This is a genomic window from Paenibacillus sp. SER-28 (assembly GCF_052906305.1).
In genome coordinates, this window is record NZ_JBRECM010000005.1 from 278636 (window position 1) to 304810 (window position 26175).

General features: G+C 47.4%; 23 protein-coding genes and 1 riboswitch. Of the genes, 5 read left to right on the forward strand and 18 right to left on the reverse strand.

What is annotated here, in order from left to right:
* Positions 1-4: 4 nt before the first annotated feature.
* From ACUYLD_RS15400 to ACUYLD_RS15425, 6 genes are all read right to left on the reverse strand, one after another.
* Positions 5-229 carry a hypothetical protein gene (locus ACUYLD_RS15400; RefSeq protein ID WP_039271669.1) on the reverse strand — a complete coding sequence of 75 codons (225 nt, stop codon included), beginning with the start codon at positions 227-229 and terminating at the stop codon, positions 5-7.
* Positions 226-1437 (reverse strand): Ger(x)C family spore germination protein, encoded by a 1212-nt coding sequence (locus ACUYLD_RS15405; protein WP_322158881.1) that lies wholly within the window; start codon positions 1435-1437, stop codon positions 226-228. Before ACUYLD_RS15405 ends, ACUYLD_RS15400 begins: the two co-directional genes overlap by 4 nt.
* Positions 1437-3062, reverse strand: coding sequence for a spore germination protein (locus tag ACUYLD_RS15410; protein ID WP_069290598.1), 1626 nt, complete (start codon positions 3060-3062; stop codon positions 1437-1439). The genes ACUYLD_RS15405 and ACUYLD_RS15410 overlap by 1 nt, the downstream gene beginning before the upstream one ends.
* 179 nt (positions 3063-3241) lie before the next feature.
* Entirely contained in the window at positions 3242-3580 is a 339-nt protein-coding gene (locus ACUYLD_RS15415; RefSeq protein WP_039271675.1) for a hypothetical protein, read from the reverse strand.
* A gap of 15 nt (positions 3581-3595) precedes the next feature.
* Positions 3596-4309 carry a pirin family protein gene (locus ACUYLD_RS15420; RefSeq protein ID WP_440723268.1) on the reverse strand — a complete coding sequence of 238 codons (714 nt, stop codon included), beginning with the start codon at positions 4307-4309 and terminating at the stop codon, positions 3596-3598.
* 68 nt (positions 4310-4377) lie between these two features.
* On the reverse strand, positions 4378-5235 hold the full coding sequence (locus tag ACUYLD_RS15425; RefSeq protein ID WP_254326197.1) for a LysR family transcriptional regulator: 858 nt from the start codon (positions 5233-5235) through the stop codon (positions 4378-4380).
* A gap of 181 nt (positions 5236-5416) precedes the next feature.
* Here ACUYLD_RS15425 and ACUYLD_RS15430 point away from each other — a divergent pair, with 181 nt between their 5' ends.
* A complete protein-coding gene (locus tag ACUYLD_RS15430; RefSeq protein ID WP_250266866.1) occupies positions 5417-6397 on the forward strand; it encodes a DMT family transporter in 981 nt (326 codons plus the stop codon).
* Positions 6398-6491: 94 nt separating this feature from the next.
* On the opposite strand, the gene ACUYLD_RS15435 is transcribed toward ACUYLD_RS15430, so the two are convergent.
* The 10 genes from ACUYLD_RS15435 to ACUYLD_RS15480 form a co-directional block, all read right to left on the reverse strand.
* Positions 6492-8480, reverse strand: a complete 1989-nt coding sequence (locus ACUYLD_RS15435; protein WP_250266867.1) for a methyl-accepting chemotaxis protein — start codon at positions 8478-8480, stop codon at positions 6492-6494.
* 154 nt (positions 8481-8634) lie between these two features.
* A complete protein-coding gene (locus tag ACUYLD_RS15440) occupies positions 8635-9042 on the reverse strand; it encodes a DoxX family protein (RefSeq protein ID WP_341162852.1) in 408 nt (135 codons plus the stop codon).
* Positions 9043-9159: 117 nt separating this feature from the next.
* A complete protein-coding gene (locus ACUYLD_RS15445; RefSeq protein ID WP_069290603.1) occupies positions 9160-10020 on the reverse strand; it encodes a M56 family metallopeptidase in 861 nt (286 codons plus the stop codon).
* Between the two features lie 2 nt (positions 10021-10022).
* Positions 10023-10436 carry a BlaI/MecI/CopY family transcriptional regulator gene (locus ACUYLD_RS15450; protein ID WP_039271686.1) on the reverse strand — a complete coding sequence of 138 codons (414 nt, stop codon included), beginning with the start codon at positions 10434-10436 and terminating at the stop codon, positions 10023-10025.
* Positions 10437-10582: 146 nt separating this feature from the next.
* Positions 10583-11422, reverse strand: coding sequence for a response regulator transcription factor (locus tag ACUYLD_RS15455; protein WP_069290604.1), 840 nt, complete (start codon positions 11420-11422; stop codon positions 10583-10585).
* Positions 11398-11793, reverse strand: a complete 396-nt coding sequence (locus ACUYLD_RS15460; RefSeq protein WP_069290605.1) for a Fur family transcriptional regulator — start codon at positions 11791-11793, stop codon at positions 11398-11400. The genes ACUYLD_RS15455 and ACUYLD_RS15460 overlap by 25 nt, the downstream gene beginning before the upstream one ends.
* A gap of 403 nt (positions 11794-12196) precedes the next feature.
* Positions 12197-13342: a GerAB/ArcD/ProY family transporter gene (locus ACUYLD_RS15465; RefSeq protein ID WP_446675445.1), complete on the reverse strand. Its 1146-nt coding sequence runs from the start codon at positions 13340-13342 to the stop codon at positions 12197-12199.
* Positions 13339-14448, reverse strand: coding sequence for a GerAB/ArcD/ProY family transporter (locus ACUYLD_RS15470; RefSeq protein ID WP_250260198.1), 1110 nt, complete (start codon positions 14446-14448; stop codon positions 13339-13341). Before ACUYLD_RS15470 ends, ACUYLD_RS15465 begins: the two co-directional genes overlap by 4 nt.
* 25 nt (positions 14449-14473) lie before the next feature.
* Positions 14474-15715 carry a Ger(x)C family spore germination protein gene (locus ACUYLD_RS15475; protein ID WP_446675446.1) on the reverse strand — a complete coding sequence of 414 codons (1242 nt, stop codon included), beginning with the start codon at positions 15713-15715 and terminating at the stop codon, positions 14474-14476.
* A complete protein-coding gene (locus ACUYLD_RS15480) occupies positions 15693-17327 on the reverse strand; it encodes a spore germination protein (RefSeq protein ID WP_446675447.1) in 1635 nt (544 codons plus the stop codon). Before ACUYLD_RS15480 ends, ACUYLD_RS15475 begins: the two co-directional genes overlap by 23 nt.
* Before the next feature lie 224 nt (positions 17328-17551).
* Here ACUYLD_RS15480 and ACUYLD_RS15485 point away from each other — a divergent pair, with 224 nt between their 5' ends.
* Complete coding sequence (locus ACUYLD_RS15485) at positions 17552-18643, forward strand: diguanylate cyclase (RefSeq protein WP_322158886.1); 1092 nt, start codon at positions 17552-17554, stop codon at positions 18641-18643.
* Positions 18644-18710: 67 nt separating this feature from the next.
* On the opposite strand, the gene ACUYLD_RS15490 is transcribed toward ACUYLD_RS15485, so the two are convergent.
* Together ACUYLD_RS15490 and ACUYLD_RS15495 are read right to left on the reverse strand one after the other, a co-directional pair.
* Entirely contained in the window at positions 18711-19184 is a 474-nt protein-coding gene (locus ACUYLD_RS15490) for an Rrf2 family transcriptional regulator (protein ID WP_322158887.1), read from the reverse strand.
* 66 nt (positions 19185-19250) lie between these two features.
* A complete protein-coding gene (locus ACUYLD_RS15495) occupies positions 19251-22205 on the reverse strand; it encodes a glycoside hydrolase family 3 C-terminal domain-containing protein (protein WP_446675448.1) in 2955 nt (984 codons plus the stop codon).
* A gap of 234 nt (positions 22206-22439) precedes the next feature.
* On the opposite strand from ACUYLD_RS15495, the gene ACUYLD_RS15500 reads away from it, so the two are divergent.
* The 3 genes from ACUYLD_RS15500 (at position 22440) to nrdG (ending at position 25645) form a co-directional block, all read left to right on the forward strand.
* A complete protein-coding gene (locus ACUYLD_RS15500) occupies positions 22440-22910 on the forward strand; it encodes an AbrB/MazE/SpoVT family DNA-binding domain-containing protein (protein WP_023990816.1) in 471 nt (156 codons plus the stop codon).
* A 291-nt stretch (positions 22911-23201) separates the two neighbouring features.
* Positions 23202-25151 (forward strand): anaerobic ribonucleoside triphosphate reductase, encoded by a 1950-nt coding sequence (locus tag ACUYLD_RS15505; RefSeq protein WP_061830470.1) that lies wholly within the window; start codon positions 23202-23204, stop codon positions 25149-25151.
* Positions 25148-25645, forward strand: a complete 498-nt coding sequence (gene nrdG, locus ACUYLD_RS15510) for an anaerobic ribonucleoside-triphosphate reductase activating protein (RefSeq protein ID WP_061830472.1) — start codon at positions 25148-25150, stop codon at positions 25643-25645. The genes ACUYLD_RS15505 and nrdG overlap by 4 nt, the downstream gene beginning before the upstream one ends.
* 183 nt (positions 25646-25828) lie before the next feature.
* Positions 25829-26024: riboswitch (cobalamin riboswitch) on the forward strand.
* Positions 26025-26175 lie beyond the last annotated feature (151 nt).

Genomic DNA, 26175 nt, shown 5'->3' on the forward strand with positions numbered 1-26175 from the left:
CGATTTACAACGTAGGGGGGAGCCACATGGCAATAAAGTGGGTTAGCCATGTAGCCACATAAACGGTGCTCTTCGTTGATGTTCCGTAAATCCAGATACCAATGCTAATAACATACATTACGCGGGAGACCCAGCGATTGATGGCTGGTGCATTGTGAATATTTTTACGGTCCATCAGATACATGAAGAGCATAACCAGCACCAAAGGTAACAGAAATACTTTATTCATTGGATTTGCTCCTTTTTGACCCCGAATGGTTTGGTGACCGCACCGATATTCTCGATATGCACGACCGGATTTATGGTGACCTTCACCTTGGGATACAGTTGTTCCCATTGGGGTTTGATCCGTTTCCATTCATCCGGGTGACTTGTAATAATAGCTCGGCCCAAACCAAGTACGTCTGAATGATACTTTTGCTGAATCACCTGAACAGCCGCTCCCAGCTCCCTCTTGATCTCCTCAGCTGTCTGCTGCTCCAGCCACTTCAAATTTTCCTCGTTGGAAATATCGAAGCTCGTCTCATTTTCCTTCACATTCCCATTGCAGTTCAGTTGAATGGTCATTCGAATCTCATCCCCTTGAATATGGGGCTTAATTTGGACTTTATTTTCGATGAGGTGTACAGATATGTAACCTCTACCTTTGGGAGGGGGAATAAATATTTCTGTCTCCTTGGCTTGCTCCATACCCAAAAGCAGAAACCGACTGAGGTGGTTATCAATAATTCCTGTTAACCTGTCTTTGCGAAACACAGCCAGTCCATCGACCTGAATATTCGTTTTCTTGTCTTTAAGGTTAGGGGGCCCATTCTTCACCAGAGACATTACTGGTACCACCGGGTCAACGCCTTCCAGCAGGACGGAATTCATCAACAGCTTAACGGAACGAGGTTTTTTCATATAGGAAATATTGAGCTCACGCACCATTTCTGCTGGATATTGCTCTATCGGAGCATCTGCCTGAAGCAATTCCATCGTTGAACCCTTCGTAATAACAACCAGGGACGACAGACGGTTCTGCGGAACACGTGCCAGTACATCCATCATTTTGCTAATCCCTTCTCGTGCCAGCGCCTCGCCGAACAGCAGCACCCGCCGATGGGAGTAATTGAGTGTTCGCGAAACTCCGCGCTGTTCCTCGGTACTTGCTCCTCGAAAGCTTGGGCCTATTTTGGACTCCAGATAGTAGGATTTCGTACCACTGGTACCTCCCCCTCCTCCTGTACTGCCCGAAGATCCGAGTTGTCCGGGTAGAGCAATTTGCATCGTTACCCGGTATTGATCGCCTTCCTTGTCCAGCCCGGTACCCATCACGAAAGCCACATCATTCACTTCACGGCGATCCCAGCATCCTCCCAAGAGAACAGAGCATAGCAGCAGACAACAGAGCACAGCGACTTTACGTATTTGTTGTGTATTCGATTTGGGCGTCATCACCATCCCTCCTCGCTTTTAGGCGTTCCATTCATCTTTTCCTTCGCTCGTTTGTTGTTGTCTTTACCAATCCAGGAAGGACGTTTGGTCATTTTCCACCAAGGCGCGCGGACGACGATATCCTTTTGATCCATATGGTTGTACGGGCTATATCCACTCATATAAGGGACACCAAACGAGGTTAGCTTGGTTAGATGCGTAGCAATCAGCGTTGTCGCAATAATGATCCCAAACAATCCGAATAAACCTGCCATCAGCATGATGGGAAATCGCAACAGACGAACCGTGATGGCAAAGTTAAAACGCGGTATGGTAAACGACGCAATACCTGTGAGCGACACAACAATGACTATGGGCGCCGATACGATTCCTGCTTGTACTGCGGCCTGCCCAATGACGAGCGCACCAAGAATACTGACGGCCTGACCGACCGTTTTGGGGAGACGAATCCCTGCTTCCCGTAATGCCTCAAAGGAAATCTCCATCATCAATGCTTCCACCAGTGCTGGAAAAGGGATGGATTCGCGAGCCGCCGCAATACTCAGGATGAGCGTCGTCGGCAGCATATCATGATGAAAGGTCGTCACCGCTACATATAATGCAGGCAGAAAGAGAGCCATTATGAGAAAAAGAAAACGAATCCAGCGCACCATATTACTGATGAAAAAGCGCTCGTAATAATCCTCGCTCGCTTGCATCATCTGCCACATCGTGACTGGCCCAATCAGGGCAAAAGGCGTTCCGTCCACAAAAATGGCAAAACGTCCTTCCAGTAACTGCGCAGTGACGGTATCCGGACGTTCAGTGTATTCCATTTGCGGAAACGGTGAAAACGGATGATCCTCAATCAGTTCCTCAATATACCCCGTCTCCAGAACACCATCAATTTTAATATCGCTGAGCCGTTTTTTTACATCCTCCACCAGCTTCGAATCTATGATCCCTTCAATATAAGTAAGGACGACGCTCGTTTGAGTTTCTGTTCCGATGGTCATGCTGTACATCTTGAGCTTGGAGGTCTTCAGCTTGAAGCGTAACAGTGCTGTATTAACGCGAAGAGTCTCAGTGAAGCCCTCACGCGGTCCGCGAATAACCGCTTCTGTCTGTGGTTCCTCTACGCCACGACGGACACCGCCCTTGGCGCTAAAAATATACGCACGAGGCGTGCCATCTACGAACAAGGCGGCATTGCCGTCCAGTATCGCTGCCGATACCATCTTCCATTCGTCCATCGTTTTGGTCTGGGACATGGAGATACGAGTTTCATCCAGCGGCTCCAATTTGCCGTTCACTTCAGGGTCCTTGAGCATCATGCCCAGAATGACAGGCCGCAGGATATGATCCTGCAAATCCTCCGATTTTACCGTACCTTCAAAATAAGCCAACAACCCTTTGCGTTCAGGGGAAATCATGAGCTCTCGATAGACGATATCAGAGCAATCCTTAAAAATATCACGCAAAGCAATCAAATTGTCTTCCACACTGCTACGTAGCGGCTGTTCCAGCCACGAAGACTCAGGCAGTCCTTTAGGCACATTGGAATTTCGTGTCTTGCGGTCTGCGGCTGGAATCGCTCTCCGGCTCCACGGTGGCTTCGGCAACTTGGGAAAGCGCCCTTTCTTCATCGTTATTCCCCCTTTACGAATGAGCCGAACAGATAATATGACATATAGGATGTACCAGCCTGCAAAGGATTATGTATCCAATGAACTCAACATATTGAACGGATAACAAAAAGACCCTGCAATGATGCAGAGCCTTCGAAAATCCATCATATATCTGAAAATTTATGATAAAGGAATGATTAATCGCCCCAATACTCCTCGGGATGGTATTCAATCTCAGAACTAGCTTCGAACGTAAGCTTATCTGTCTGATCATGATATTCCACACTTTCCGGGGTGACGTAATACCAATGCTTCACCAGGGGGCCATCATCTACCGGGGTTACAAAACGAAATACGTTCAACTCCCCGCTATAACGCACAATCGCCTCCGCCATCTCACGCGGCAACTCTTGAAGCGTAAAGCGAAACACACCGTCCACCGATTCAAAATGACAATCGAAACTCTGCTTGCGGCTGTCAGCAAAGCTACGTCCCGTGACGGCATGCTTGATCAGCCATGTTTCCTGCTGCGCCATTGTGCGCACCTCCTTTTAGGGCAAATCAATCAACATATAAAAAACAGAATCTTCTGCTTTCAGTGAGAGCTTCGGCTCCTGCTCAATACGAGCGGAATCGCGTCCTTGCAGAATATGTTCACCGTTCACACGCAGCGAGCCTTCGATGATGAACAGGAACACGCGCCGACCCTCGGCCTGTGTGAATTCTACTTGTTCTCCAGGCTGAAGCTTGCTTAAATAAATCGTTAAATCCTGGTTGATTGCAGCTATTTCACCCTCTGTGCCTGGTACGCGCTTTCCGGCAACGACAGGCAGAAGCTGACCGTGAAGACGCTCAGGATTGAATGCTGTAGCCTCATATGACGGTTTCAGTCCTCTCGTATGCGGGCTAAACCACAATTGCAGCAGACTGACATCCTCCGTTTGTGAAGCGTTGTGCTCCGTATGAATGATGCCGTGGCCCGCTGACATTCGCTGAATGCCTCCAAAACGGGTTACCGCTACATGTCCACGGTTGTCTTCATGACGCAGTTCCCCATACAGCACAATCGAAACAATCTCCATATCACTGTGCGGATGCGCCCCAAATCCCCGTCCCGGTGCGATGACATCGTCATTACAGACACGCATAGGACCAAACGCTGTATTGTTCTCATCCTGATACTCCGCGAATGAAAAGCTGTGACTTCCCCGCAACCAGCCCTTATCGAAGCTGAATCGGGAAGCCGCCGGATATATTGTAAACATAATAGCCCTCCTTCAGGAAGAAAATGAGATCAAATCCCTCTCATTGTAACCGAGCCCAAGCGATAAAGCTACGCCTCTGTCTGAGTGATAATCTCATCTATAAAAGACTGCAAAGTACTGGTAACAAAGGCTTCCTTACGCCGGATAAACACCGTTGTTACTTCATTGTACGGCTCAGGCATCGCATGACCGCATACAAGGCCTTGAGCCACCAGCCCGCTGATCGACGATTCGGGAAAAACAGTCATTCCAATACCAGCCGCCACACTGCCGATAATCGTCTCAAATGTCCCAAACTCCATAATCTGCTTGGGAATAATCCCCTCCATCTTGAGCCAAGTTTCCAGCCGTCCCCGGTAGCCGCAACCTTTTTTATACAGCAGGAGTGGACGGGTTGTAAGATCCTCGACAGAAAAGTCATCTCCTTGGGATACGAGGACCAGTTTTTCCTGAAACACATCAAACTGTTCAATCAGCGGATGCTTGACCGGCCCGGTCACAAAAGCTCCATCCAGCCGCATCTCTGCAACCTCCTGCACCAGAGACTCTGTAACCCCAGCCTTGAGGGACAACTCGACATCCGGGTACTTGCTATAGTAAGCATGTAAAATGGCTGGGAGGGCAATGACAGTCTCCACAATGCCAATCTCCAGTACCCCCGAAGGTGTAGAGGTATTCTGAAACGCATGTTTCATTTCCTCAAATTGCGATAAAATGCTTTTCGTATATTGCAGCAGACGCTTGCCCTCTGCATTGAGGATCATTCCCCGCTTATGTCTATTAAATAAAGGCGTTTGCAGTTCCTTTTCGAGCAGCTTGATTCTGGCCGTTACATTGGACTGGACATAGCTAAGCTCGGCTGCAGCCTTGCTGACACTGCCATGCGCAGCCACCGTCTGGAAAATGTTTAAATCGTTCAGATCCACTACTGCTCCCCCTTATTGTGAAGGACAAGGGGCCATCAAAATTGACGCGCCTTGTCACTTATTATCATTTTAAATGATCATAATGTTTATTTTCAATCATTTTACCAACAGCTTCCTATCCTTTATGATGTGTCCATAAGATATGTCCGCTGAGACCGGCAAGGAGGAGCTTTTGTACACCATGAACAGACAAATCATGACCGGATCTTTATTATGCCTAATCGCCAGTATGTCCTGGGGGGCGATGTTTCCGGTTTCGCACATTGCATTACAACATATCAATCCACTGTACTTTTCATTTTTGCGCTATTTATCGGTTACACTCATTTTAGTCGTGCTATTGTGGCTCAAAGAGGGACGGACGGCATTTCGCTTTGAGGGCAAGGGCAAGACGTTGTTATTCTTTGGGACCATGGGATTCACCATTTATAATATGGCCGTTTTCCAGGGACAGCACGCGATGGGGGCAGCAGGTACTCTGGTAGCTTCTATAATGGAAGTGCTAATGCCGATGATTTCCATTGCGATGGTGTGGGTCATGACCCGTAAAATGCCTCCGAAATATACACTAATCAGCATGGTGATTGCGCTGGCTGGGGCTTTACTTGTGATCACGAACGGAAAATGGACCTTTTTCACACTTGCCGGACAACATTTACTGCCGCTGTTGCTTATTTTCGTAGGCGTCGTCGGATGGGTCGTATATTCCATGGGAGGCAGCCACTTTGCAGGATGGTCTACTCTTCGGTATTCAACCCTAACCTGCCTGCTTGGAACTCTCGTCTCCTTCGTAGTCGTCACATTTGCCTCTGCTTTCAACTGGATTGTGGTGCCGGACTGGCAGGCTGTGTGGTCAGTTAAATACGAAATGAGCTTTATGATCCTGCTTCCAGGGCTAGCTGCCCTGCTTAGCTGGAATGCCGGAATCCGAAAGCTGTCTCCACTGAACGGAATTCTATTTATTAACTTTGTACCGATTACCACGCTGGTACTCATGTACTTCCAAGGTTATGTCATTAGCCGTTTTGAACTATATGGGACAGTGCTAGTCATTTTCGCACTGATTCTGAACAATATGTTTCAGAGAAGTTCGCTGCGTCCTTCCGACAGCTCACGGGATGTCCGTTTCCGTCTGGATCGCCGCAAGTCCTTCCAACGTTAACTTCTAACCCTGCAAACCAGAAATTATGCTAAAAACATTAAAAAGCGCCTGGATACAGAGTACAATCTCCTGTATCCGGGCGCTTTTTATCATTTTAGGATTTTCCTTCAACCTGAAAACGTCCAACCAGTTCACGCAATTCCTCTGCCATTTGGCTCAGGTCCGCTGTAGATGAAGCAATTTCCTCAATAGAAGCAAGCTGTTGCTCAGCCGCTGCTGAGATCGACTCGGTGTTGCTCGCTGCCTCGTCCGAAATGTGGGCAATATCGCTCATAATATCTACGACGCCTACAGTCCCCCGTGCCATTTCCTGAGTCACTCCGGTAATGTCATTGATATGTACCATAGCTCGTTCCACGGCCTGGCTGATCTCCGCAAAGGATTGCTCAGACGTGGTTACCGAATCAATGCCTTCCGTCACCCGTGTCCGCGCTTGATGCATAGCGCCCAGAGCATGATTCATATCCACCTGCATCGCTTCAATGCGCTCCGAGATCAAAGTAGCCGATTTCGCTGATTCCTCAGCTAGCTTACGTACCTCCGTAGCGACCACGGCAAATCCCTTACCATGATCCCCAGCACGTGCGGCCTCAATGGACGCATTCAGAGCTAAAAGATTCGTCTGTTTGGCAATACCGGATATAACGCTGATAATATTCACGATTTCACCGGAGCGCTCATTGAGAGAGTCCATGGCCTGTCCGAGATCGTTAACGGTCTCATCGATGTCATGCATCTTCTGGACAGCCTGCGTAGCAGCCTTGCTGCCCTCCTGAGCCGACTCGGCGTTCATCTTCACATGTTCAGATACGCCCACCATACGCTCGGATACGTTCGCTGCTTGCTGAGCAAGCTCCTCCATATTTACGGAGCCGTGCTTGACGCTCTCCACCTGACGTTCGCTGCCCACAGCTACTTCCTGGATAGCAATGGTGACATGCTCAATCGCTTGGGTTGTCTGATCTGCACCCGCAGCCAGCTCCTCCGCTGAAGAACTCACCCGATCTGTCGTTTCGTGTACGCTTCGAATCATCGTGCGCAAACTATCCACCATGGTTTGAAAGTGAGCAGACAATTCGCCCACCTCATCCGTTTTTCCAGTTTCCAAATCGCCCGTCAAATCTCCTTCACTGATTCGTTCTGCTGATTTTTGCAGCTTACGAATCGGTACCAAAACAGAACGGGTAATCAGGAAAATCGCGATAAGCGCAATCACCAGTGAGGCAGCCAGCACGAAAATGGTTACATAACGCATGGCAGCGGTGGCATCGCTAATCTCGGATTGATAGAAGGTACCTGCAATTTTCCAGCCGGTATCCGTATTCGTTACATAGGTCAAATATTTCTCGCGACCTTCATGCATATAGTTGAAGTTCCCGCTCGGCGCAGTATACAACCTATCAAGCGAATTCTCCTGAGGAGATGAGCCCGCTTTAGCCGTAGGATGGACTACGAATTTCTTCGTATGATCCAAAATGATGATATACCCCTCCTGGCCCACTTTGATAGAGGCCAGTTTACGTACACTCTCCAGATTTAGAGAAATCCCGATAACCCCGGACTTGTCGGAAAGCGTCTGAGATACTACGACAACAGGAATACCCGATGAATTGATGATCACAGGCGTAATTGCAACCTTACCGGGCTGCTTCATCGCTTCGATGTACCATGGACGTGTGCGAGGGTCAAATGTCCCTTCATCCTCCTTGGGCACCCCCCGGATCATCAGCCCCTCCGGTGTACCAACAAAAATATCCGTTGCATCTTCGTGCAAACCCTTGTATTGGATCAGCTTGGGCTGAATCAAAGGGCTGTTTCGACCATCTATCATCGAACCGTCCAGACGCTCCGCCAAATAACTCGCATCTTTAATTTTACTGGCGATTGCGTACTCAATAATGGAGTTAGCTGTCGCTACCCCCTGATTCGCACTGCCGTGGAGCTGTTTCTCCATAGCATTATATGATGATTTATAGGTCGCAGTGGAAATACTTAAGCTCGGAATCAGCAAAACAAGTAAAAAGCCTAAACTTAGCTTGTTCCTGAGTGTCCATATCGTTTTTCTCTTTCGCGTTGTTCCCATGTTTTTTCCCCTTTGCTCATAAAACAATATATTTGAATTACATTCCGTGTTAGTTATATCGGTTGAAAGTAGCAAATGATTTACAATAAAATTTCACAAAGGAGAAAAACAAAAACCGCGCCCTATAAGACTAAGGACGCGGTTATATGAACATTTAGACCTGTACGTTACTGTTTTCAGTCTTTTTGCGGCCAAACAACTGATCCACTGCCAGAAAACGTCCACCGACAAGCGCTTGCTGAAGGCTGGTGAACAGAATCAGCAGATCAAATTCAATCGAGCCAAAAGGCTGTCCTTTTTTAGCGGTTAGCAATACACCAATCATAACAATGGTCAATGCCGCTCCAGCCAGTCGTGTTCCGATACCCAGAACCAGTGCAATTCCTCCAACCAGCTCAACCGTAGCGACCACAGGGGCCATCCAACCAGGGAGTCCGATACTTTGGAAGAAGCCGGAGGTTCCGTCTAATCCCTGAAACTTTTGTGCACCGTGAACGATAAAAATAACCCCTGTAAAGATTCGTACCAACAATAATCCAATATTCATAAGCGTTTGATTCATTTGCTCATCTCCTTTTAAATTGTATAAAAATCCTGCAACAAACTACATACTGTAGTGTATTGCACATTGAGAATCGGGAGCGCGAAAAGCGCCACCCGTAAGAAACATCTTGTCCAACTAGATTAGCGCCAGTGCGAACATAAGTGTCAGCATCACTAGCACATAGCTGGAAAACATAATCGAACGCCAAGGCATTTGAATGACAGGTTCTTGCTGAGGGTCTAAAATACGTGAGATACGATAATTAATGGACGTTTCTGCAAACGAGGAACAAGCGGCGGAGTTTACCAGGCGAGTATTGGCAGGCGTCATACTCAAAAGCTTGAGCAATGCGCTCCCAATCCCAACGGGTGAACCGGCTCGATGAATCGCTTCGTTATCAGCCAAAATTTCACGGGCCGTCTTATAATGATTGGTAATGTGACGCAGCACTGGCAAGTAAAACAGCTGTTTAGCACACACTTGCAGCAACCAGGTCTTCAACGGATCATAATGTTTCATATGATAGGCTTCGTGGTATATGACAGCCTCTTCCTCGTGCTTGTCCAGTACGGACAATAGTGCAGAGGACAATACAATGCGTGGCTTCCATAATCCCATGGTAAAGGCGGCTGGCTTGGCATAATCAATGACCCATATCCGATCGGTCCCGAGTTCACGATATCGCTCACCCAGTGCTTCGGTCAGAGAGAGGTCACGCATTCGGTGCAGTCTGCGAAAAGCTGCCCTGGTAGCCATACACTGTCTGACTGCTTCTCCTCCAGCGATAGCAAAGGTAACGAAAACCAGCCCGCTGAGCGCATCCACCATGTAGCCAATTCCGTAGTGCTGCAACAAACTTCTGCAAATTTGAAACACGTTATAATTCAATTTCCAGCCGAAAACATGCTGCCCGGCGTACATACCCATCTGTATAAGGGCGAAACCCGAAATCAAGGCGCCTGCTGTAAACAGTAATTTAGAACGTGTTTTCCACATCGCTACATATCCTTTTTCCATTGTTTAATTTTTTGTTCCAGACGTTCGATCAACTTCGGATCGGCCACCTCCAGAGCATCAATCATATGATTGACAGCAAGCGGACCAAATTCATCCACCAATTCGTGACTCAGTCCCTTGGATTGCTCATCCATGAACTCTTCCCTACTTAAAACTGGACGATATAAAGACGTTCTCCCACGTATACTCTTACTTAGTATTCCCTTGTCCACTAAACGGTTCATCACGGTCATTACCGTATTGAAGTTAAAGTCCCGATCCCCCTCCAACGCGGTCTGCACTTCTTTGATACTCCGATCCGAAGTGGACCATAAAATATCCATAATCTTGGCTTCCAGAGGCCCGAAAAATCGGTTAAGCCCGGTTTCGCCAGCTTTAAAATTCAGTCGTTTCATAAGAAGCACCTCACACTACCGATTGTAGTGTATATATCCGGCTAAAGTCAACCGTCACACCTAATGTCAGTTTCTTCATGGAATCATATACAAACCGCCGAATGTCTCCATCCGGCGGAAATTCATCGGTATTCATAACTTTCAGGTCAATCTGCCAATCTGTATCCTACACCTCTTACGGTTGCAATATATTCAGGTTCCGCAGGTCGATCATCTAGCTTCTTACGCAAACTTTTGACATGCACATCTACAACGTTACTGCCGCCTACAAAATCCGTCTCCCAGATATCGTGCATCATTTGCTCGCGAGAGATCACTTTGCCTTGAGCATCAATCAGCTTCAGCAGCAAATCGTATTCTGTTTTAGTCAGATTCAGTTGACTCTCTTCTTTATATACCAGCATTTTATCTCGGTCAATCCAGATGTCCTTGAACACCGTACGACGGCTGGCTTGCGTCGCCTGACGGGAAACGGCAGGATGGCGTACAATCATCCGTTCAATGTCATGCACCATATGATTGGAAGCCAGCGGCCACACCAGCACCTCTTCTGAAGGAAGCAGCTCATTCGCATGTACAGACACCCGATCCTGAACCACGTACATAACCGGTGTGTCTTTCATGTGTTCTACCTCCAGACGATTGCGGATATCCAGTAATTCACTCTGTGGTTCGGTGGCGGTCAAATCGTAAATCAACAGATCGCTTCCCAGATGACGCTGCACTTCAGGCTCCCAGCGATGAAAAACCATCACATCAAAACACGCATCTGACAACGTACTCACCAACCCGTGAACTACACCCGGTACCGAACTGATTAGAATGATACGACGTGTGGTCGGACAATACAAAGGCTCATTGGAGGGAACGGTCTGCACCGTAGGTGTAGAGGGAGCTGCTAACATCGATGTCCAACTCCCCTTCACCCTTCTAGGCATGTCAGCCACTTTGAAACGATTCGTTATCTGATTCGCTTGCTTTGACATTCCTTACACACTCCTCCGAATACGACATGGGCATGGGCAATAGTATACCCCGTTTCATGCGCAACCGTGTCAATCCAATCATGTGGGACTTCACTCATCACTTCATCTACCCGGCCGCATACCTGACAAATAATATGCTGATGATCGTCCATCCGTCCGTCATAACGACTAGCAGCTTCCCCCAGCTTCAATTCACGGATTAATTCCTTATCCGTCAAATAACGCAGTGAATTATATACCGTTCCATAGGCCAGATTATATCCGCGCTCCATCAACCGATTCATAACATCGGCCGCAGTAGGATGATCGTGGGCTTCACGAACCACATCATATACCGCTTGGCGCTGCGAAGTTAAATTTAAAGTTCTCATGCCGCATCTCCCTTAACCAACGCAGATTATATTAATTACAAACTTACAATCATAATAAAGATCAATTTAGAATAAGTATAAATCTTAATTTATTTCAAGTCAATGGGATCGGATAAATTGAACGGCTTTGCAACACAATGTATACATGGTACATCTCAGCTCATACACATCGGAGGAATATTTTATGAAAATACTGTGGATATTCACACTCTTCATGATGCTTATGCTTGGCACCAATCTGCTAGTGAACTGGCTATTCAGTACTCATACCCCGTGGGAGCCGATGGCATTGGCTTTTAGCACTATGCGTCCATCCGAATATATCGTCTTGGCAGGAATGCTGCTCGTATTCTTTGTGACCGTGGCAAAAAAACAAATTAAATACGGATTTCACTTCCTCTTTTCACGATGGTCCCGTTTTCTGAAAGTTTCCGCTTCTTCCTCGGGTTCTAACTCTGCTTCGATGCAAAAGAGCGGCCAAAAAGAGCAGCAAGGGAAAGATGTAAACAAATAACGGATGAATATAAATAAACGATAATCGTCCAAGAGAAAGGTGCTCAATCATGCTGGGTGTTTGTACCTGTGACCACAGTAAGACAATGATCCCGACAAAAAGTAGTGTTTTCCGGTAGGGGAGGTTAAAAATATCGGAGATCCCGAGCACCGCAGCATAGAAGAACAGGGCAATTTTAAAAAAATCGCCCACAATCATCGTCATCAGAACAATCACATCCAGACGCTGTAAATATTCTGAAAATTGTACATTCCCAAATGTGCTGAGTAAAGGAAAGATGGAGCGCTGTGCAATGTCAGTGCCCATAACAGCCACATTTAGTATTGCGGCTTCAGCTAAAACGAAACCACCTACGATAATGCCCGCATAGCCTGTTCTGGCCATCTGCGACGTTTTTTCCAAATGGGGCACGAACATCATAAAACAAATCATTTCTGCGTATGGAAATGCCAAATGTTCCCGAATGGCTGAATGAAGCACAGATTTAAAACCATGCTCCATCACCGGCGTCAGCTCATGCAAATGAATGCTGTCCGATAAAATCAACAGTACATTTCCCACAAAAATGACGGTCACCACTGCAATAAGCATGATTTGTCCTGTTCGAGCTAATACTTCAAATCCTAACCAAAGGACATACATTACGCACAAAACCATAAGGAAGGCAACGACGAGGTTGGGCGTTTGCTCCAGTACGGAAATACGAATTAGCTCTGTCTCATCGCGCAAATTCCCGCCTGTTAGAAATAAAAAAAACAAAATATATAATACTCCCATGACTGTTCCACATGCATGACCGACCAATTCGCTAGCATAGGTTGTGAGAGGCTTACCAGGGAACGTTTCAGCTGTGTAGCAGTACATTCGGAACAATACCATACCCAGAATCATAGCAACGAGTTGGATAATCCAGGTGTCCCGCTGCATATAACTATCCATATTAATGGTAATTGCGTTGCCTGTAAGAAAATGAAACATAAGAATGAGCAATTGCCCCGTGCTGATGTATGTTTTGTTTTCAAGACGATGACTCACGAGGCATACTCCTTTCTTTTTTTGTTGCGAAACTTTTTCAGCCATGACACCATAAGCAACAAGAAAGGAAAGAACACAGCAAATATCGGAAACACCCATTTCAGTACAAACTTGCCTGTTGTAAGATGTTCTTGATAGCCCTGAGCCATCAACACGCAAGAAACAAGCATGATAAGCCCAAACGGCAGAATCAGTTTATGGTATGAAACACGTAATACATCTTCAGCAGCCTTAACCGCCGCATAATAGAAAATAAAAATTTTGAAAAAATCAAAAATAATGACAGTCATGACCCCAATTACATCCACTCTATCGACGAAATCTGATATTTCCACCTTGCTGATCATAGAAAGCAGCGGGTAAGTGGCCCGTTTGAATACGTCCTCCCCAAGCACAACCACATTTGACAGTGTAACAAAAGACAGGATTGCGCCTCCCAACAATACAGCGGTGACCCCAACCCCGTTGGCACGGTAGCCTTTCTTTAATGTGGGAAGGATCATCGCAAACGTGACCATCTCACCGTATGGCAACATCAAGGCTTGTGAATAGACAACCTCCCATACCGGCTGCCAGCCATGCTGAGCAATAGGCAATATATTGCTCATATGAACAATGCCTGACAATAAAATCATGATATTCGTAGCGAAGCCCAGCAGCAGCAGCAAAAATAACAGCATAAGTCCCGTGCGGCCTGCGACCTCAATTCCCAAATGCATCACATACATAACAAGACCAATCATCAGGACACAGACGATAGTTAACGGCGTATGCTGTAATGTCCGGTCGGCAATCAGTATTCCAGTATCTCGAAGATCGCGTGCTCCACCGTAAAGAAAAAACACAATATATAAAAAGGCAAGCACGCTCCCAGCAGTTTTGCCCAGGAGCACCTTGCAGTACTGTGTCATGAGTAGGTCGGGAAAGTGGCGGTGAAGGCTGCCGTAGCATAGAAAAAGTAGGGCTCCCAAACCTGCGGCGATAAGAATAGCAATCCACGCATCCTTGCCCGCATCTCTTCCGGGAATAGACATCATGGACGTCCCCAACTCAAACAGCATCATCAGGGAAATCATCTCTTTTGCGTCGATTTGTATCTTTTTCAATGCCTTCCCTCCTTTCCCGATTTCACTAATTGGACTCTCCCTTTGAATAAGGGCTAGTCCGTGACTGTGTATGCTTCAGTACCGAAGTCACCTGAACACGAACGGTGCTTTCTGCAAAATAGCGGCTCCATTCAGGTGAGAGTTTTTTCCACTGTTCAGGATGGCTTTTCTCCAGTGCATGGCCTAGGCCGAGTACATCACTACGGCTACGCTGAACCTCCTTAACCGTTGAAGTAATCACTTTTTTTGTTTCTTCTCCCCACTGTTTCTGCAAGCTATACATAACCTCTGGACTTTTTAAGTCAATCGAGCACTCGGCTTCCTGAATCGTCCCGGTCTGCTCCAAATTAATAACAAATACCGGCTTCCCTTGCTCGATCAGACTGTGTACATGTGTTTTAGAATACAAGGTTTCGATTCCAATGGTTTCACCTTTTTTGCCGCAGCTCAACGCGGTTTCAGCACTTTTCACTTTATTGTTTACTATAGATAATCCAATAGCTCGGTTATCGTCCAGCCAATGGACGAGACGATCCTTACGGAACACACCCATACCGTTAATGCGAACAACCGCTTCGGGCAAAATAGTATCCACGTTAGCCTTAAGGGGAGCCTGCTCCAAATTACCTTCTACTTCTACACCAGTAAGGACAGGGCCACTACCTTTATTGGACATACTCCGGATAACATCGTCTAGACTCACTGCGTAATCCCCGGCGTACATACGCTGGGACGCTTCCAGCTTACCCGAGATATCATTAGCAGGAATACGACCGATTGCAGTCATGGATGCCAGTACGTTCTTGGCCGTTTCACCGCGTGCTACCAGCATTTTCATCGTTAGTCGGGGCTCCGCGGCCCTTTCCAAATAATCCAACGTATCCCCGATACCACGTCGAGCCAGCTTTTCTCCAAAAACGACAATCCTCGCATGGGCCAGAGAAACTACCCGCGGAATCTTCTGTGAAGCTTTGCGAATCACTTGAAAAAGGTTGCTTCCCTTTTGCTGAAACAGCACGACTGGGGTATTTCCTCGGGCCTTAGCCCCGGCAATTTCATCCGCTACGATAATCTGTAGGGAAACCACATAATCCGATTCCCCATCCGCATCAATGCCTATAGCCGCGACTACTGCCCGCTGGTTCAACTCCACTGAATCCCAGCAGCCAGAGAGAAGCGGCATGACTAGTAGCCCCACCAAACTCAGCATCCATATTCTCCATTTAAAGGTTACTGTGCTTCGTTTACTCCCCTTCTCCAGATGCACCCTGAGCGCCCCCCTCCCGCATTGGTGAAGTTTTATCGGAAGGGGAAATCCCGCTTCCATCCTTCATTCGTGTCTGATTCGTTGATGTAATACTTTTAGGACGTTTCCGCATCATCCAAAATGGCATTCGCAATACCGCATCCTTTTGACTCTCCAGCACAAAAGGACTGAAAGGGGCCATGTAGGGTACCCCAAAAGAGCGAAGGCTGTTCATATGGGCGATCAGCGCAATGAGCCCCAATGTAATGCCATACAGCCCCATAAATGCAGCCAGCACCATAAAAACAAACCGGAACAGTCTCCCGGCTACCGCCATGTTATATGCCGGAATCGCGTAGCTGGCAATCCCCGTTAGCGCTACTACAATCGTGAGCAGCGGGGTGACAATTCCAGCCTCCACAGCCGCTTGTCCCAATACAAGCGCACCGATAACGGATACCGTTTGTCCGCCCACACGGGGCATTCGAATACCTGCTTCTCGCAAGATTTCAAAGGTGATTTCCAGAATAAACGCCTCCAGAAATGCCGGAAAAGGAACGGATTCCCGCTGCGCTAGTATGCTGATCAGCAGTGGGGTTGGTATCATTTCATAATGATAAGTGGTTAAGGCGATGTAGAGAGAAGGCCCCAAAATCAGAATAATAAAGCTGATATAACGTATGACTCGGATGACAGTTGCCATGTCATAACGTTCCGAATAATCGGAAGAACTTTGAAAAAATTGAGCAAATACAGTAGGCATCACCAGTACAAATGGATTTCCATCCACAATGAGTGCCACCCGACCCTCCATAATGTTGCTGCTAATCGTATCCGGTCTTTCCGAGTTATAGATCGTTGGAAATGGTGTGAGATTTTGGTCCTGTATCATCTCTTCTACCATGCCGGATTCAAATATGGCGTCAATATTGATGGCTTTTACTCGTTTGCGAACTTCATCTACGACACTTGAATCTGCAATATTTTTCATATACAGTATGGCCACATTCGTGAGGGACGTACTTCCCACTTTGAACATCTCCATCGTAAGATCGGAGCTTTTAATCCGCCGACGTACAAGAGAGACGTTCGTGAACAGGGATTCCACAAATCCATCCTTCGGCCCCTGGACGACAGACTGTGTGGAGGGCTCGTTAACCCCCCGCGTCTCTCCTCCGCGTGTGCCGCATGCGATGGTTTTTTTACAGCCTTCCAGCAGAATGATCGTATCTCCCATCAAGAGTTGTTCCATCATGGAATTCCAATCATCGCAATCCTTCACTTCACCCAGTTCCAGCGCATGAGCCTGTATCCGATTGTAAAGCTCTTCTGCACTTTCTACCTCAGCAGCCACCTCGGCAGATGGGCGGCTAAGCAATGATTTCATGACGAGCTCATTCACCGTATCCGTCTTGACCATACTATCTAGAAATACAATGGCGGCAGGAACATCCGCCTTTAGTCCGACATTAAAACGGCGAATCAAGAAGTCTGGGCTGTTTGACGTCGATTCCTTAATTTGCTGCAAGTTGGTATCCAAATGAGCCTCGATCTTTAAAGAACGTGAAGAATTTCCTTTATTCTTGTCCGCACCCGACTTTTTATTATGTTTGCGATAGGGATAGCGAATCATGAGCAAACCTCATCTCCAGTAAGGCAGCAATAGCTACCGCCCATTTTTCCTTATTCTTGTATCTTTGGAGTATGCTCAATCTATTCCCAGTTATGCACCAAACATGTGAACGAAACGTTATAAGCGCACCCGCGTAATAAATTTCAATAAATTCTTCATTTGCAAGCTTAATGTCAGTTTTTTTGATAAAATGAAGGAATATGCCTCTCGGGAGGGTTAGCATCTTGTTTAGTACGTTTTTTGTAAATACCTGTATCCTTGTCACCTTTTTGTACATAACAGGCCTTATATCACAAAGATATAAAATCCGACTGCACACCTTGAAGCGTAAGGTACATTGGATTGGAGGCGCCCTTTTTGGGTGCTACGGCATAGTTATGATGTACTATTCAATTCCAGTAGGATTTAATACGATTGCCGATCTTCGTCATTTGGCCATCGTAGCTACCGCAACGTATATCGGCGCCCCAGCAGCACTCATGGCTACCCTGTTTATATGTGTAGGTAGATTATTACTGTTTGGTATTAACACTCAAGCCATCGTAGGCGCTATTTTTATGCTGTTTGCCGGTCTGGGGTGCGCTATACTGTCACATTTGTCGTGGTCACGTTTGCCCAAGCTGATTATGATGAACATTTTTGCTTTGGGCTTTATATTTTGTTCCCTGATGGTTAATTTAAAAGATCTTGATGATGTTCTGCACGTGTATCCGCTCCAATTCTTCATTTCCATGGTCGGCGGATGTCTTCTGTACCTCATTGCTGAATCTATCAACACATCCAATGAGCTGTTACTTCGACTGGAGCATACCTCCTACACAGACCATCTCACTAATTTAAGCAACAGAAGACAGCTTGAGTTTTCATTGGAAGAGAAGCTCCCTCAAGCTCGCCAACGTCATGAGCACTTATCTGTACTGGTGTTGGATATTGATCACTTCAAGGAAGTCAACGATACCTACGGACATGCGGCAGGAGATGCAGTGCTGCGCCAGCTTGGGCAGATTTTAATGGAAAAATGTCGTCCTAATGATGTAGTCACCCGCAGCGGGGGGGAAGAATTCACTGTGCTTTTGCCGAATTGTGCTTTTCGACAAGCGCTGCGCATAGCTAATCAGATTCTAAGTGGAGTAAATCAGCACGAGTTTATTTTAGCGGACGATCTTGTTCTTAAAATCACGGTGTCCATCGGCGTGACGACCTTTCCTGGTACCGGGGAAGATATGTCCGGGGCAGCCCTGCTGGAGCAGGCAGATAAAGCACTATACGAAGCTAAAAATGCAGGACGTAACCGGGTTTGCTCATATGAAATATAATTTGAGGCATGACCATTTCATAGAAATAGCCGATACAACCCTCTCTTGAGAGTCGTATCGGCTATTATCATTTTGAATCTTCATTATGATTGCATTTCCCCACCACGAGTGATGTACGATTGGCAAGCGAAGCCAGCGTATGGGACCCCCATACTTCTAGCATACGTCGTTCGCTCTCGGCTAAAATTTCGGATACGGCTATCGCCAACTCCTCACAAAAAGGATTGGTTTCCGGTTCATGCATCATACCCGGGAAAATTGGATCACATATTTCAATGGCGTGGTATATATCGGCAAGTGTAATATGGTCGGCCGAACGGGTAAGCACATAGCCTCCCTCACGACCTTCGCGTGCTGCAATCAAATCTGCCTGTACAAGTCGTGTCAGCACCCTGCGCACCAAAGTGACTTCACAGTCAATGGAACGGGCAATAGAACCGCTGGCACAGAGTTCTCCGTACTTTTCCAAATAGACAAGCGCCTTTACCGCCACCCCAAGCCATTTGGGCGTTGCGGTGCGTAGTCGTTTTTCACTATTCAAATGAGATGACACCCCTAAGCTGTAGAAACTTCGTTGAATGCATTGTACGTGATGTCAGAAGTAAGTTCAAGCCTGAAAGCCGGAATCCTCTGTAGCATTAGCGCCCAAAGTAAAATGAGCTAGCCGCACTTCCCCGCTCAACAACAGGTATACATCACGTGTGCCAGAGACTGAATGTACCGCTTCCGCGAGCGTAGCCCATGCTTGCGCCCCTCCTGTATTGCCCACATTCACACGTGCCACAGCTTCGCTGTCCGGCGCGTCCAAACGCAGCTCAATTGTGGCATCGCTACTGTTGCCTGACACGCGGCACTGAAGCTCGACCACACTCACCGTATCCATGTCTACGCCATGAAAGGCAATCCAACCGGAACGTTGAGGTGTGCGCGGACGTACACAAGCCTCCCTTTGCTCCTTGCTTTCATCCAGTACGATGTCGGAGCAATCATCAAAGTTTTCAGCGCGGATACTTCGTCCGGCTTGGCGTGGTGGAATAACTTCGCCACGAACGTACACAGGGTGCTCCAACCGGATATCTGCTGAGGAAGCGCCTGCCAGCAGTGTATATACACCCGATTCAACGCAATAGCAATCCCGTGTAACATCCCAAATCGCCCAATCCTTCATCCGAATCGTAAAGGAAACCGTTCGCGTCTCACCTGCGTCTAGGCGAATACGTTGAAAACCGCACAATGTCTTCAGTGGTCGCTTTACTCGTGAGGCACCGGGACGTACATAGAGTTGTACAACCTCTTCACCAGCAGCCACGCCCCGATTCGTCACCTCTACCCACACCTGGAGCGTATCCATGGCATTCAGTGCAGCAATAGACTTTACGCTATCCTTTGGGGCATCCGTACGCAGGTCATTATATTCAAAAGGCGAATACGTCAATCCATGGCCAAACGGATATAAAGGTTCACCTTCAAAATATTGATAGGTACGACCGCCGCGAATAATATCGTAATCTTTAATGTCGCCCAATTGATCCTCGCTCTGAACCCAAGTCATGTTCAAACGCCCCGCTGGCGCGTAGTCTCCAAATAACACATCCGCTATTGCTGTACCATGCTCTTGTCCCGCATGAGACGTGTATACGATCGCTGGAATATGCTCCTGAACCCAAGGGATGGCAAATGGATAGCTGCCCGTCAGAACCACAATCGTATTCGGATTGACGCGATACACTTCCTCGATAAGCCGTTGCTGGGAAGCTGCCAGTTCCAAGCCTGGACGGTCATTCTCTTCCTTTCCATTGATGAGCGGGTGATTTCCAACAAATACAATTGCTGTATCTGCCGCTTGCGCAGCGGCTATCGCTTCCGCTAAACCATCTGACACCGTCTCTACCTGGAATGTTGTATGGCTCTGTCCTGAAACTGTCGAGGCTGTCGAGGCGTTACTCTCTACAGCGTGAAGTACAGATTTTTCAGCCTCCACTACTTTTAATGAGCCCTCCATTCCGGCAATCACTGAATTGCCATTCCATGTTGTCCACAGATGCTCTCCTTGTTCAACAGGAGTCAGCCCAAAGACCTCTTTGACATACCAGCCATACGCTTCATCAGCTGTCACACGGAGCGTCTCCTCATCACTCGTCACGTAAGTACCTAGATGCTCATCATGTAACGTCACACTGCCATAGCCCCAATCCGTCATGGTCAATATCGTGGGCTTTCCATCCTGGGACAGGCGCATCTCACCAGAAGAATCGACTGTGAGCTTCGCTCCGTCATTCGCCGCCGTCAAGGTCACGCGATTCTTGGCATCACGGTACACGACGCGTTCCTTTGCGTCCTCACCTTCCAGTTTGGCACGAATCGCCTCCAGCGGTGTAACCCGGTAGGGCAGCGTACCGGAATACCAGTCGCGGTACACCTCATTGCCATGCGTACCAATGACCGCTACTTTGCCGCACCGGGCAGGGTTCAAAGGCAAGAGTTCATGCTCATTTTTAAGCAATACGATCTGCTCCCTCGCCGCACGCAACGACAATTCACGGGCTTGCTCTGTCAGGAGAGCTTCCTCTCCGATTAAGGCATAAGGATTGTCTGCCGCCGGATCAAATTCCCCCAAACGAAAACGGACACGGAACGTATGGAACAATGCCCGATCCAAGTCTTCTTCTTGTAGCGTTCCTTGCGCCAAGGCTTCACGAATCGCCTGTTTGGAGAGCTCTGCATCATCTGTAATGCTGTCAATTCCCGCCCGAATAGATTCGGCCACACCTGGCGTGTGTGAATCGTAATACTGATGATCGTTGACAATCCCCATGACATCACCCGCATCACTTACGACAAAACCGTCCATCCCCCATTCGTCCCTGACAATATCGTTAACCCCATAATATACCGTAGCAGGCGTTCCATTAATCAGGTTGTAAGAAGTCATCATCGACTGGGCGCCGCCTTCCGTAAAAGGCTTCTCAAAGGCTCTTAGGTAATATTCTCGCAGGTTTCGTGGATCTATACTGGAGGAGCCACTTCCCCGATCCACTTCATTATTGTTACCCAGAAAATGTTTTAAAGTGGCGACCGCTTTCAAATATACCGGATGATCCCCCTGTATCCCCTTGACTAACTCCTTTGACAGCTCTCCCGTCAAATATGGATCTTCGCCGTAAGCTTCCTCATTGCGTCCCCACCTCGGGTCACGCTCCATATCCACTGTAGGTGCCCACAGGGTCAGACCGTTTAATTTGGGATCACGCCGATAGTACACACGCGCCTCATCGGCGATAACAGAGCCGATGAGGCGCATTAATTCCGTATCCCAAGTACATGCCAATCCTACAGGCTGAGGAAATGAAGTCGCCTCACCCAACCACGCTATCCCGTGTGCCGCTTCCGTACCGTGCTTATAAGCTGCGACTCCCAATCGGTCAATGGACGGCTGGTATTGCAACATGGATTCAACCTTTTCCTCCAAGGTTAGTCGCGACACAAGATCCCGTACACGCTCATTCAGATGAATCTTCGGATCTTGAAATAAATATTCGATACCCGTTGTTTCATGACTCATATCCGTCATCTCCTTAGCTTAATTAAGATGATAAAAAGTTCATTTCTGAAAGCGTTTTAATATATCATAGCTAAAAAGGGATACCCCGGCAACAATACCGAAAACATCCTATACTGGTTGAAAGAAAGACCGCAGCATAAAGACAAAAAAAGTTGTATTTTACCTTCAATATACAAAGCTAAAAATAATATTTTTTGGTATAATCAGGATATATCATGGAAGGAGGAAGCGCTAATGAAAAATACCGGAATGACAAGGCCTCTGGATCAATTGGGGCGGATTGTACTCCCTAAGGAAATGCGGACCACAATGGATATCAATATCGGTGATTCACTTGAATTTTTCGTAGATGAAGAAGGGTTTGTACTAAGAAAATACACCGGTGTCTCCTGCAAATTTTGCGGCGCGGTGGATCATTTAACTTATTTTCGCGACAGCTTTATTTGCGCAGAGTGCATCCAGGTATTAAAGACCGATGAAAACGTGCATGCCACAAGCACCGATGCTATCCAGGCTCAAGAAGATTCTAAGCCGACCCGAACCAACACAACCTGGCAACCCAAGCAATCTAGAGTGCAGCAAGGTGAAATGGTAAAAAAGCTACGCAAGCTGATTCAGGAACACCCGAACCTGCCACAAAAAGTATATGCCGAAATGCTAGATATTTCCCAAGGCCGGGTGTCCCAGTTGAAAAAGCTACTCTAAACCTTCTCAAAACAATATCCCAAGATCATATACTATGTACTCGCAAGCCTATCATTTTCATCGCAACTACGATGGCCAGATATAGAGTAAGGTGCATATCCGTGGATGTGTCCCTTACTCTATATCTGGCTTTTTTATGCTGCCCGCTTCTACCAATGTGACAATAGTCACATACTCTCAATGTATACGTATATACAATATATAGATCGAAACAATTCGTTAACACAAGATATCATCAATATGTTGTTTTTGTGAAAAATATATATATTTTACTATATGGAGGGTTTTATGATGAAGGTGCTGGAGGAACATCAATTATACGACATCGGCGAGCGGGTCATTGGGGCACAAGATCTGGACATGCTACGGGAGAATGCAAATTTGAATGGAGAATCGTTCAGCGGCAAAATGAGCAAGCTTGGGTCCGAGTATGCCAAATGGTATGCGCGCCTGCGGGTACTTCCGCCTGAGCTGACGAACGCGATTGACCACGGGTATGTATATGTTCACGATTTGGACCAATATGCACTCGGAACTACAAATTGTATCTTTATTCCTTTTGGTCGTTTACTGCGAGACGGCTTCAATACAGGCAACGGCTCTGTGCGCACACCGCAAACGATTATGTCTGCTATGGCACTAGTCGCCATCATATTCCAGTCTCAGCAAAACAGCCAATTCGGAGGTGTCTCTGCCAATAAAATCGATTGGGACCTTGCCCCATACGTTGCCCGGTCCTTCCGCAAGCATCTGCGCAAGGGACTCCGGTTGTTCGAGGAAGAGATAGAATCCAGTCTGTCTGACGACGAACTACATATGGCCAATCCCCATTTGCAAGAAGTCTGCCCTCGTTCCTACGCATTCGCACGCGAAGAAACGGAGACGGAAACCCGGCAGGCTGCTGAATCGCTCATTCATAACCTGAACACCATGAGCAGTCGGGCGGGGGGACAGATTCCATTCACTTCACTGAATTACGGAATGTGCACGTCTGCTGAGGGACGGCTTGTTACTCAATCGCTGCTGGAGGCCACTATTCGCGGCTTGGGCAGCGGGGAAACTCCTATTTTTCCACAACATATTTTCCAATGTAAAGAGGGAATCAACCAGGCAGAAGGCGACATCAATTATGATTTGTTCTTACGGGCGGTAGAATGCTCTAGCAGACGGATGTATCCCAATTTTGTGAATGTGGATGCCACCTTCAACCTGCCTTTTTACCGTGCTGATGATCCAGATACCATTATAGCGACAATGGGTTGCCGTACCCGCACCATTTCTGACCGTTTCGGTAGAAACCGGCAAAGTGGCAAGGGGAATCTCTCCTTCAATACCATTAATCTGGTGCGGCTTGGCATTGAATATGGTATTTGCACAGGCAAACGCCTGACACCTGACCGTGATCGCTTTGATGCGAGACTAGAAGAAGTTATGCGCATTGCGGTAGATGGCCTAATTCATCGCTATCAAATCCAGACCAGCCAACCGGCCAAAGCCTCGGACTTTATGATGCGCGAAGGGGTATGGGAAGGTGGAGAACAACTGGCACCAGATGATAAGGTGGGAGGCGTACTAAAACACGGTACGCTTTCGATTGGGTTCATCGGGCTGGCTGAGTGCATGAAGGCACTATACGGGAAACACCACGGGGAGGATGATTTTGTATACCGCGAGGCACAGCGAATCATCACTTCCATGCGCGTGTATTGCGATCGAATGAGTGAATATCACAATTTAAATATAACATTGTTCGCTACGCCTGCCGAAGGTCTGTCGGGCAAGTTCACATTGCTGGATCAACGTGATTTCGGGATTATTCCTGAGGTAAATGATCGAGAATATTACACGAATTCTTTTCATATTCCCGTGTATTACACGCTCCCGGCTGCTCGTAAAATCAGCTTGGAAGCTCCGTTCCATAACCTATGCAACGCTGGTGCGATTTCATACATTGAGCTGGACGGTAATGCGCGGAATAACCCGGATGCGTTTCTTAAAATTGTTCAGTACGCGCTGCATCAGAACATCGGCTATTTCTCCATCAACCATCCGGTGGATCGTTGTACGGAATGTGGTTATGAAGGGATTATCGGGACAAGCTGCCCCCAATGTGGCACAGATGAGGAGCACACACACTTTCAGCGCTTACGTCGGGTAACCGGATATCTGACAGGAGATTATACCGTTCGCTTTAATGCCGCAAAACAGGCAGAAGTTCGAGACCGGGTGAAACATAAGTGAATTTGTGTGGCTACATTCCGGAATCTCTGAACGAAGGATACGGCCTGCGCACCGTTGTGTTCATTAGCGGTTGCCGTCATGCCTGTCCTGGATGCTTTAATCCAGAGTCATGGAGCTTCCGTGCAGGCGAGCCATTCACCCCCCAACGACAACAGGAGGTCATTCGTGACATCATGGAAAATCCGTTGTTGGATGGACTGACTCTCTGCGGGGGAGACCCGTTTTTCTCAGCAGCAGAATGCTCGCAATTTGTGCGTGACTTCCGCGAAGCCTGTCCCGACCGAACCGTGTGGGCTTACACTGGCTTTGTCTATGAAGATCTACTCACAGATCAGGAGCGACAGGAACTGGCGCTTTTGTGCGATGTGATTGTGGACGGTCGTTTTGTAGAACAGCAAAAGGACCTGACCCTTCCCTTCCGGGGCAGTCGCAACCAGCGTCTGGTAGATGTGAAAGCCAGTATTCAGGCAGGTTATACCGTTTCATTGACATAAGGCGATGCTTACCCAGCAAGCAAGATGCTATATCTAATCTAAGACAAGCCCCCATCATGGGTAAGGCTTGTCTTTTTTTCATATGGCTAACAGATTCCATTGGAGTTTCTATTGCGCATCCTGTAAGTTTCACTTATGATGGTGAACAAGTATACGAGTGCATAATTATTCGTCATACCTTAACCGCATAGCTTGGAGATAGGTGTCTGTTCTATTCAGATCAGGCTTAAAAGGGAAGCCGGTGCAAATCCGGCACGGTCCCGCCACTGTAAACGGGGAACTTTCAGCTGTTCATATATCCACTGGTCCACAGACCGGGAAGGAATGCTGAGCGTCATGATCCGTAAGTCAGGAGACCTGCCTATTTTAACAACATCGCAAGTACCTACGGAAGATAGGGAGGTGTTAAGAGCAGTCGCCGTATTTTTGATTTTTTAATCACGGAGGCATTCTTTCCCCTACTTATTTTTAACCTTGGGGGGAAGAATGCCTTTTTTGGTACGTAAAAATAAAACAGCTACCCACTAGGA

Bases quoted from the DNA above. Each gene is read 5' to 3' on its own strand.
- ACUYLD_RS15495 (WP_446675448.1), bottom strand. From the start codon at position 22,205: ATGAGTCATGAAACAACGGGTATCGAATATTTATTTCAAGATCCGAAG.
- ACUYLD_RS15505 (WP_061830470.1), top strand. From the start codon at position 23,202: ATGAAGGTGCTGGAGGAACATCAATTATACGACATCGGCGAGCGGGTC.
- ACUYLD_RS15450 (WP_039271686.1), bottom strand. From the start codon at position 10,436: ATGAAACGACTGAATTTTAAAGCTGGCGAAACCGGGCTTAACCGATTT.
- ACUYLD_RS15445 (WP_069290603.1), bottom strand. From the start codon at position 10,020: ATGTGGAAAACACGTTCTAAATTACTGTTTACAGCAGGCGCCTTGATT.
- ACUYLD_RS15415 (WP_039271675.1), bottom strand. From the start codon at position 3,580: ATGGCGCAGCAGGAAACATGGCTGATCAAGCATGCCGTCACGGGACGT.
- ACUYLD_RS15440 (WP_341162852.1), bottom strand. From the start codon at position 9,042: ATGAATCAAACGCTTATGAATATTGGATTATTGTTGGTACGAATCTTT.
- ACUYLD_RS15400 (WP_039271669.1), bottom strand. From the start codon at position 229: ATGAATAAAGTATTTCTGTTACCTTTGGTGCTGGTTATGCTCTTCATG.
- ACUYLD_RS15420 (WP_440723268.1), bottom strand. From the start codon at position 4,309: ATGTTTACAATATATCCGGCGGCTTCCCGATTCAGCTTCGATAAGGGC.
- ACUYLD_RS15410 (WP_069290598.1), bottom strand. From the start codon at position 3,062: ATGAAGAAAGGGCGCTTTCCCAAGTTGCCGAAGCCACCGTGGAGCCGG.
- ACUYLD_RS15430 (WP_250266866.1), top strand. From the start codon at position 5,417: ATGAACAGACAAATCATGACCGGATCTTTATTATGCCTAATCGCCAGT.
- ACUYLD_RS15455 (WP_069290604.1), bottom strand. From the start codon at position 11,422: ATGTCAAAGCAAGCGAATCAGATAACGAATCGTTTCAAAGTGGCTGAC.
- ACUYLD_RS15435 (WP_250266867.1), bottom strand. From the start codon at position 8,480: ATGGGAACAACGCGAAAGAGAAAAACGATATGGACACTCAGGAACAAG.
- ACUYLD_RS15480 (WP_446675447.1), bottom strand. From the start codon at position 17,327: ATGATTCGCTATCCCTATCGCAAACATAATAAAAAGTCGGGTGCGGAC.
- ACUYLD_RS15460 (WP_069290605.1), bottom strand. From the start codon at position 11,793: ATGAGAACTTTAAATTTAACTTCGCAGCGCCAAGCGGTATATGATGTG.
- ACUYLD_RS15500 (WP_023990816.1), top strand. From the start codon at position 22,440: ATGAAAAATACCGGAATGACAAGGCCTCTGGATCAATTGGGGCGGATT.
- ACUYLD_RS15405 (WP_322158881.1), bottom strand. From the start codon at position 1,437: ATGACGCCCAAATCGAATACACAACAAATACGTAAAGTCGCTGTGCTC.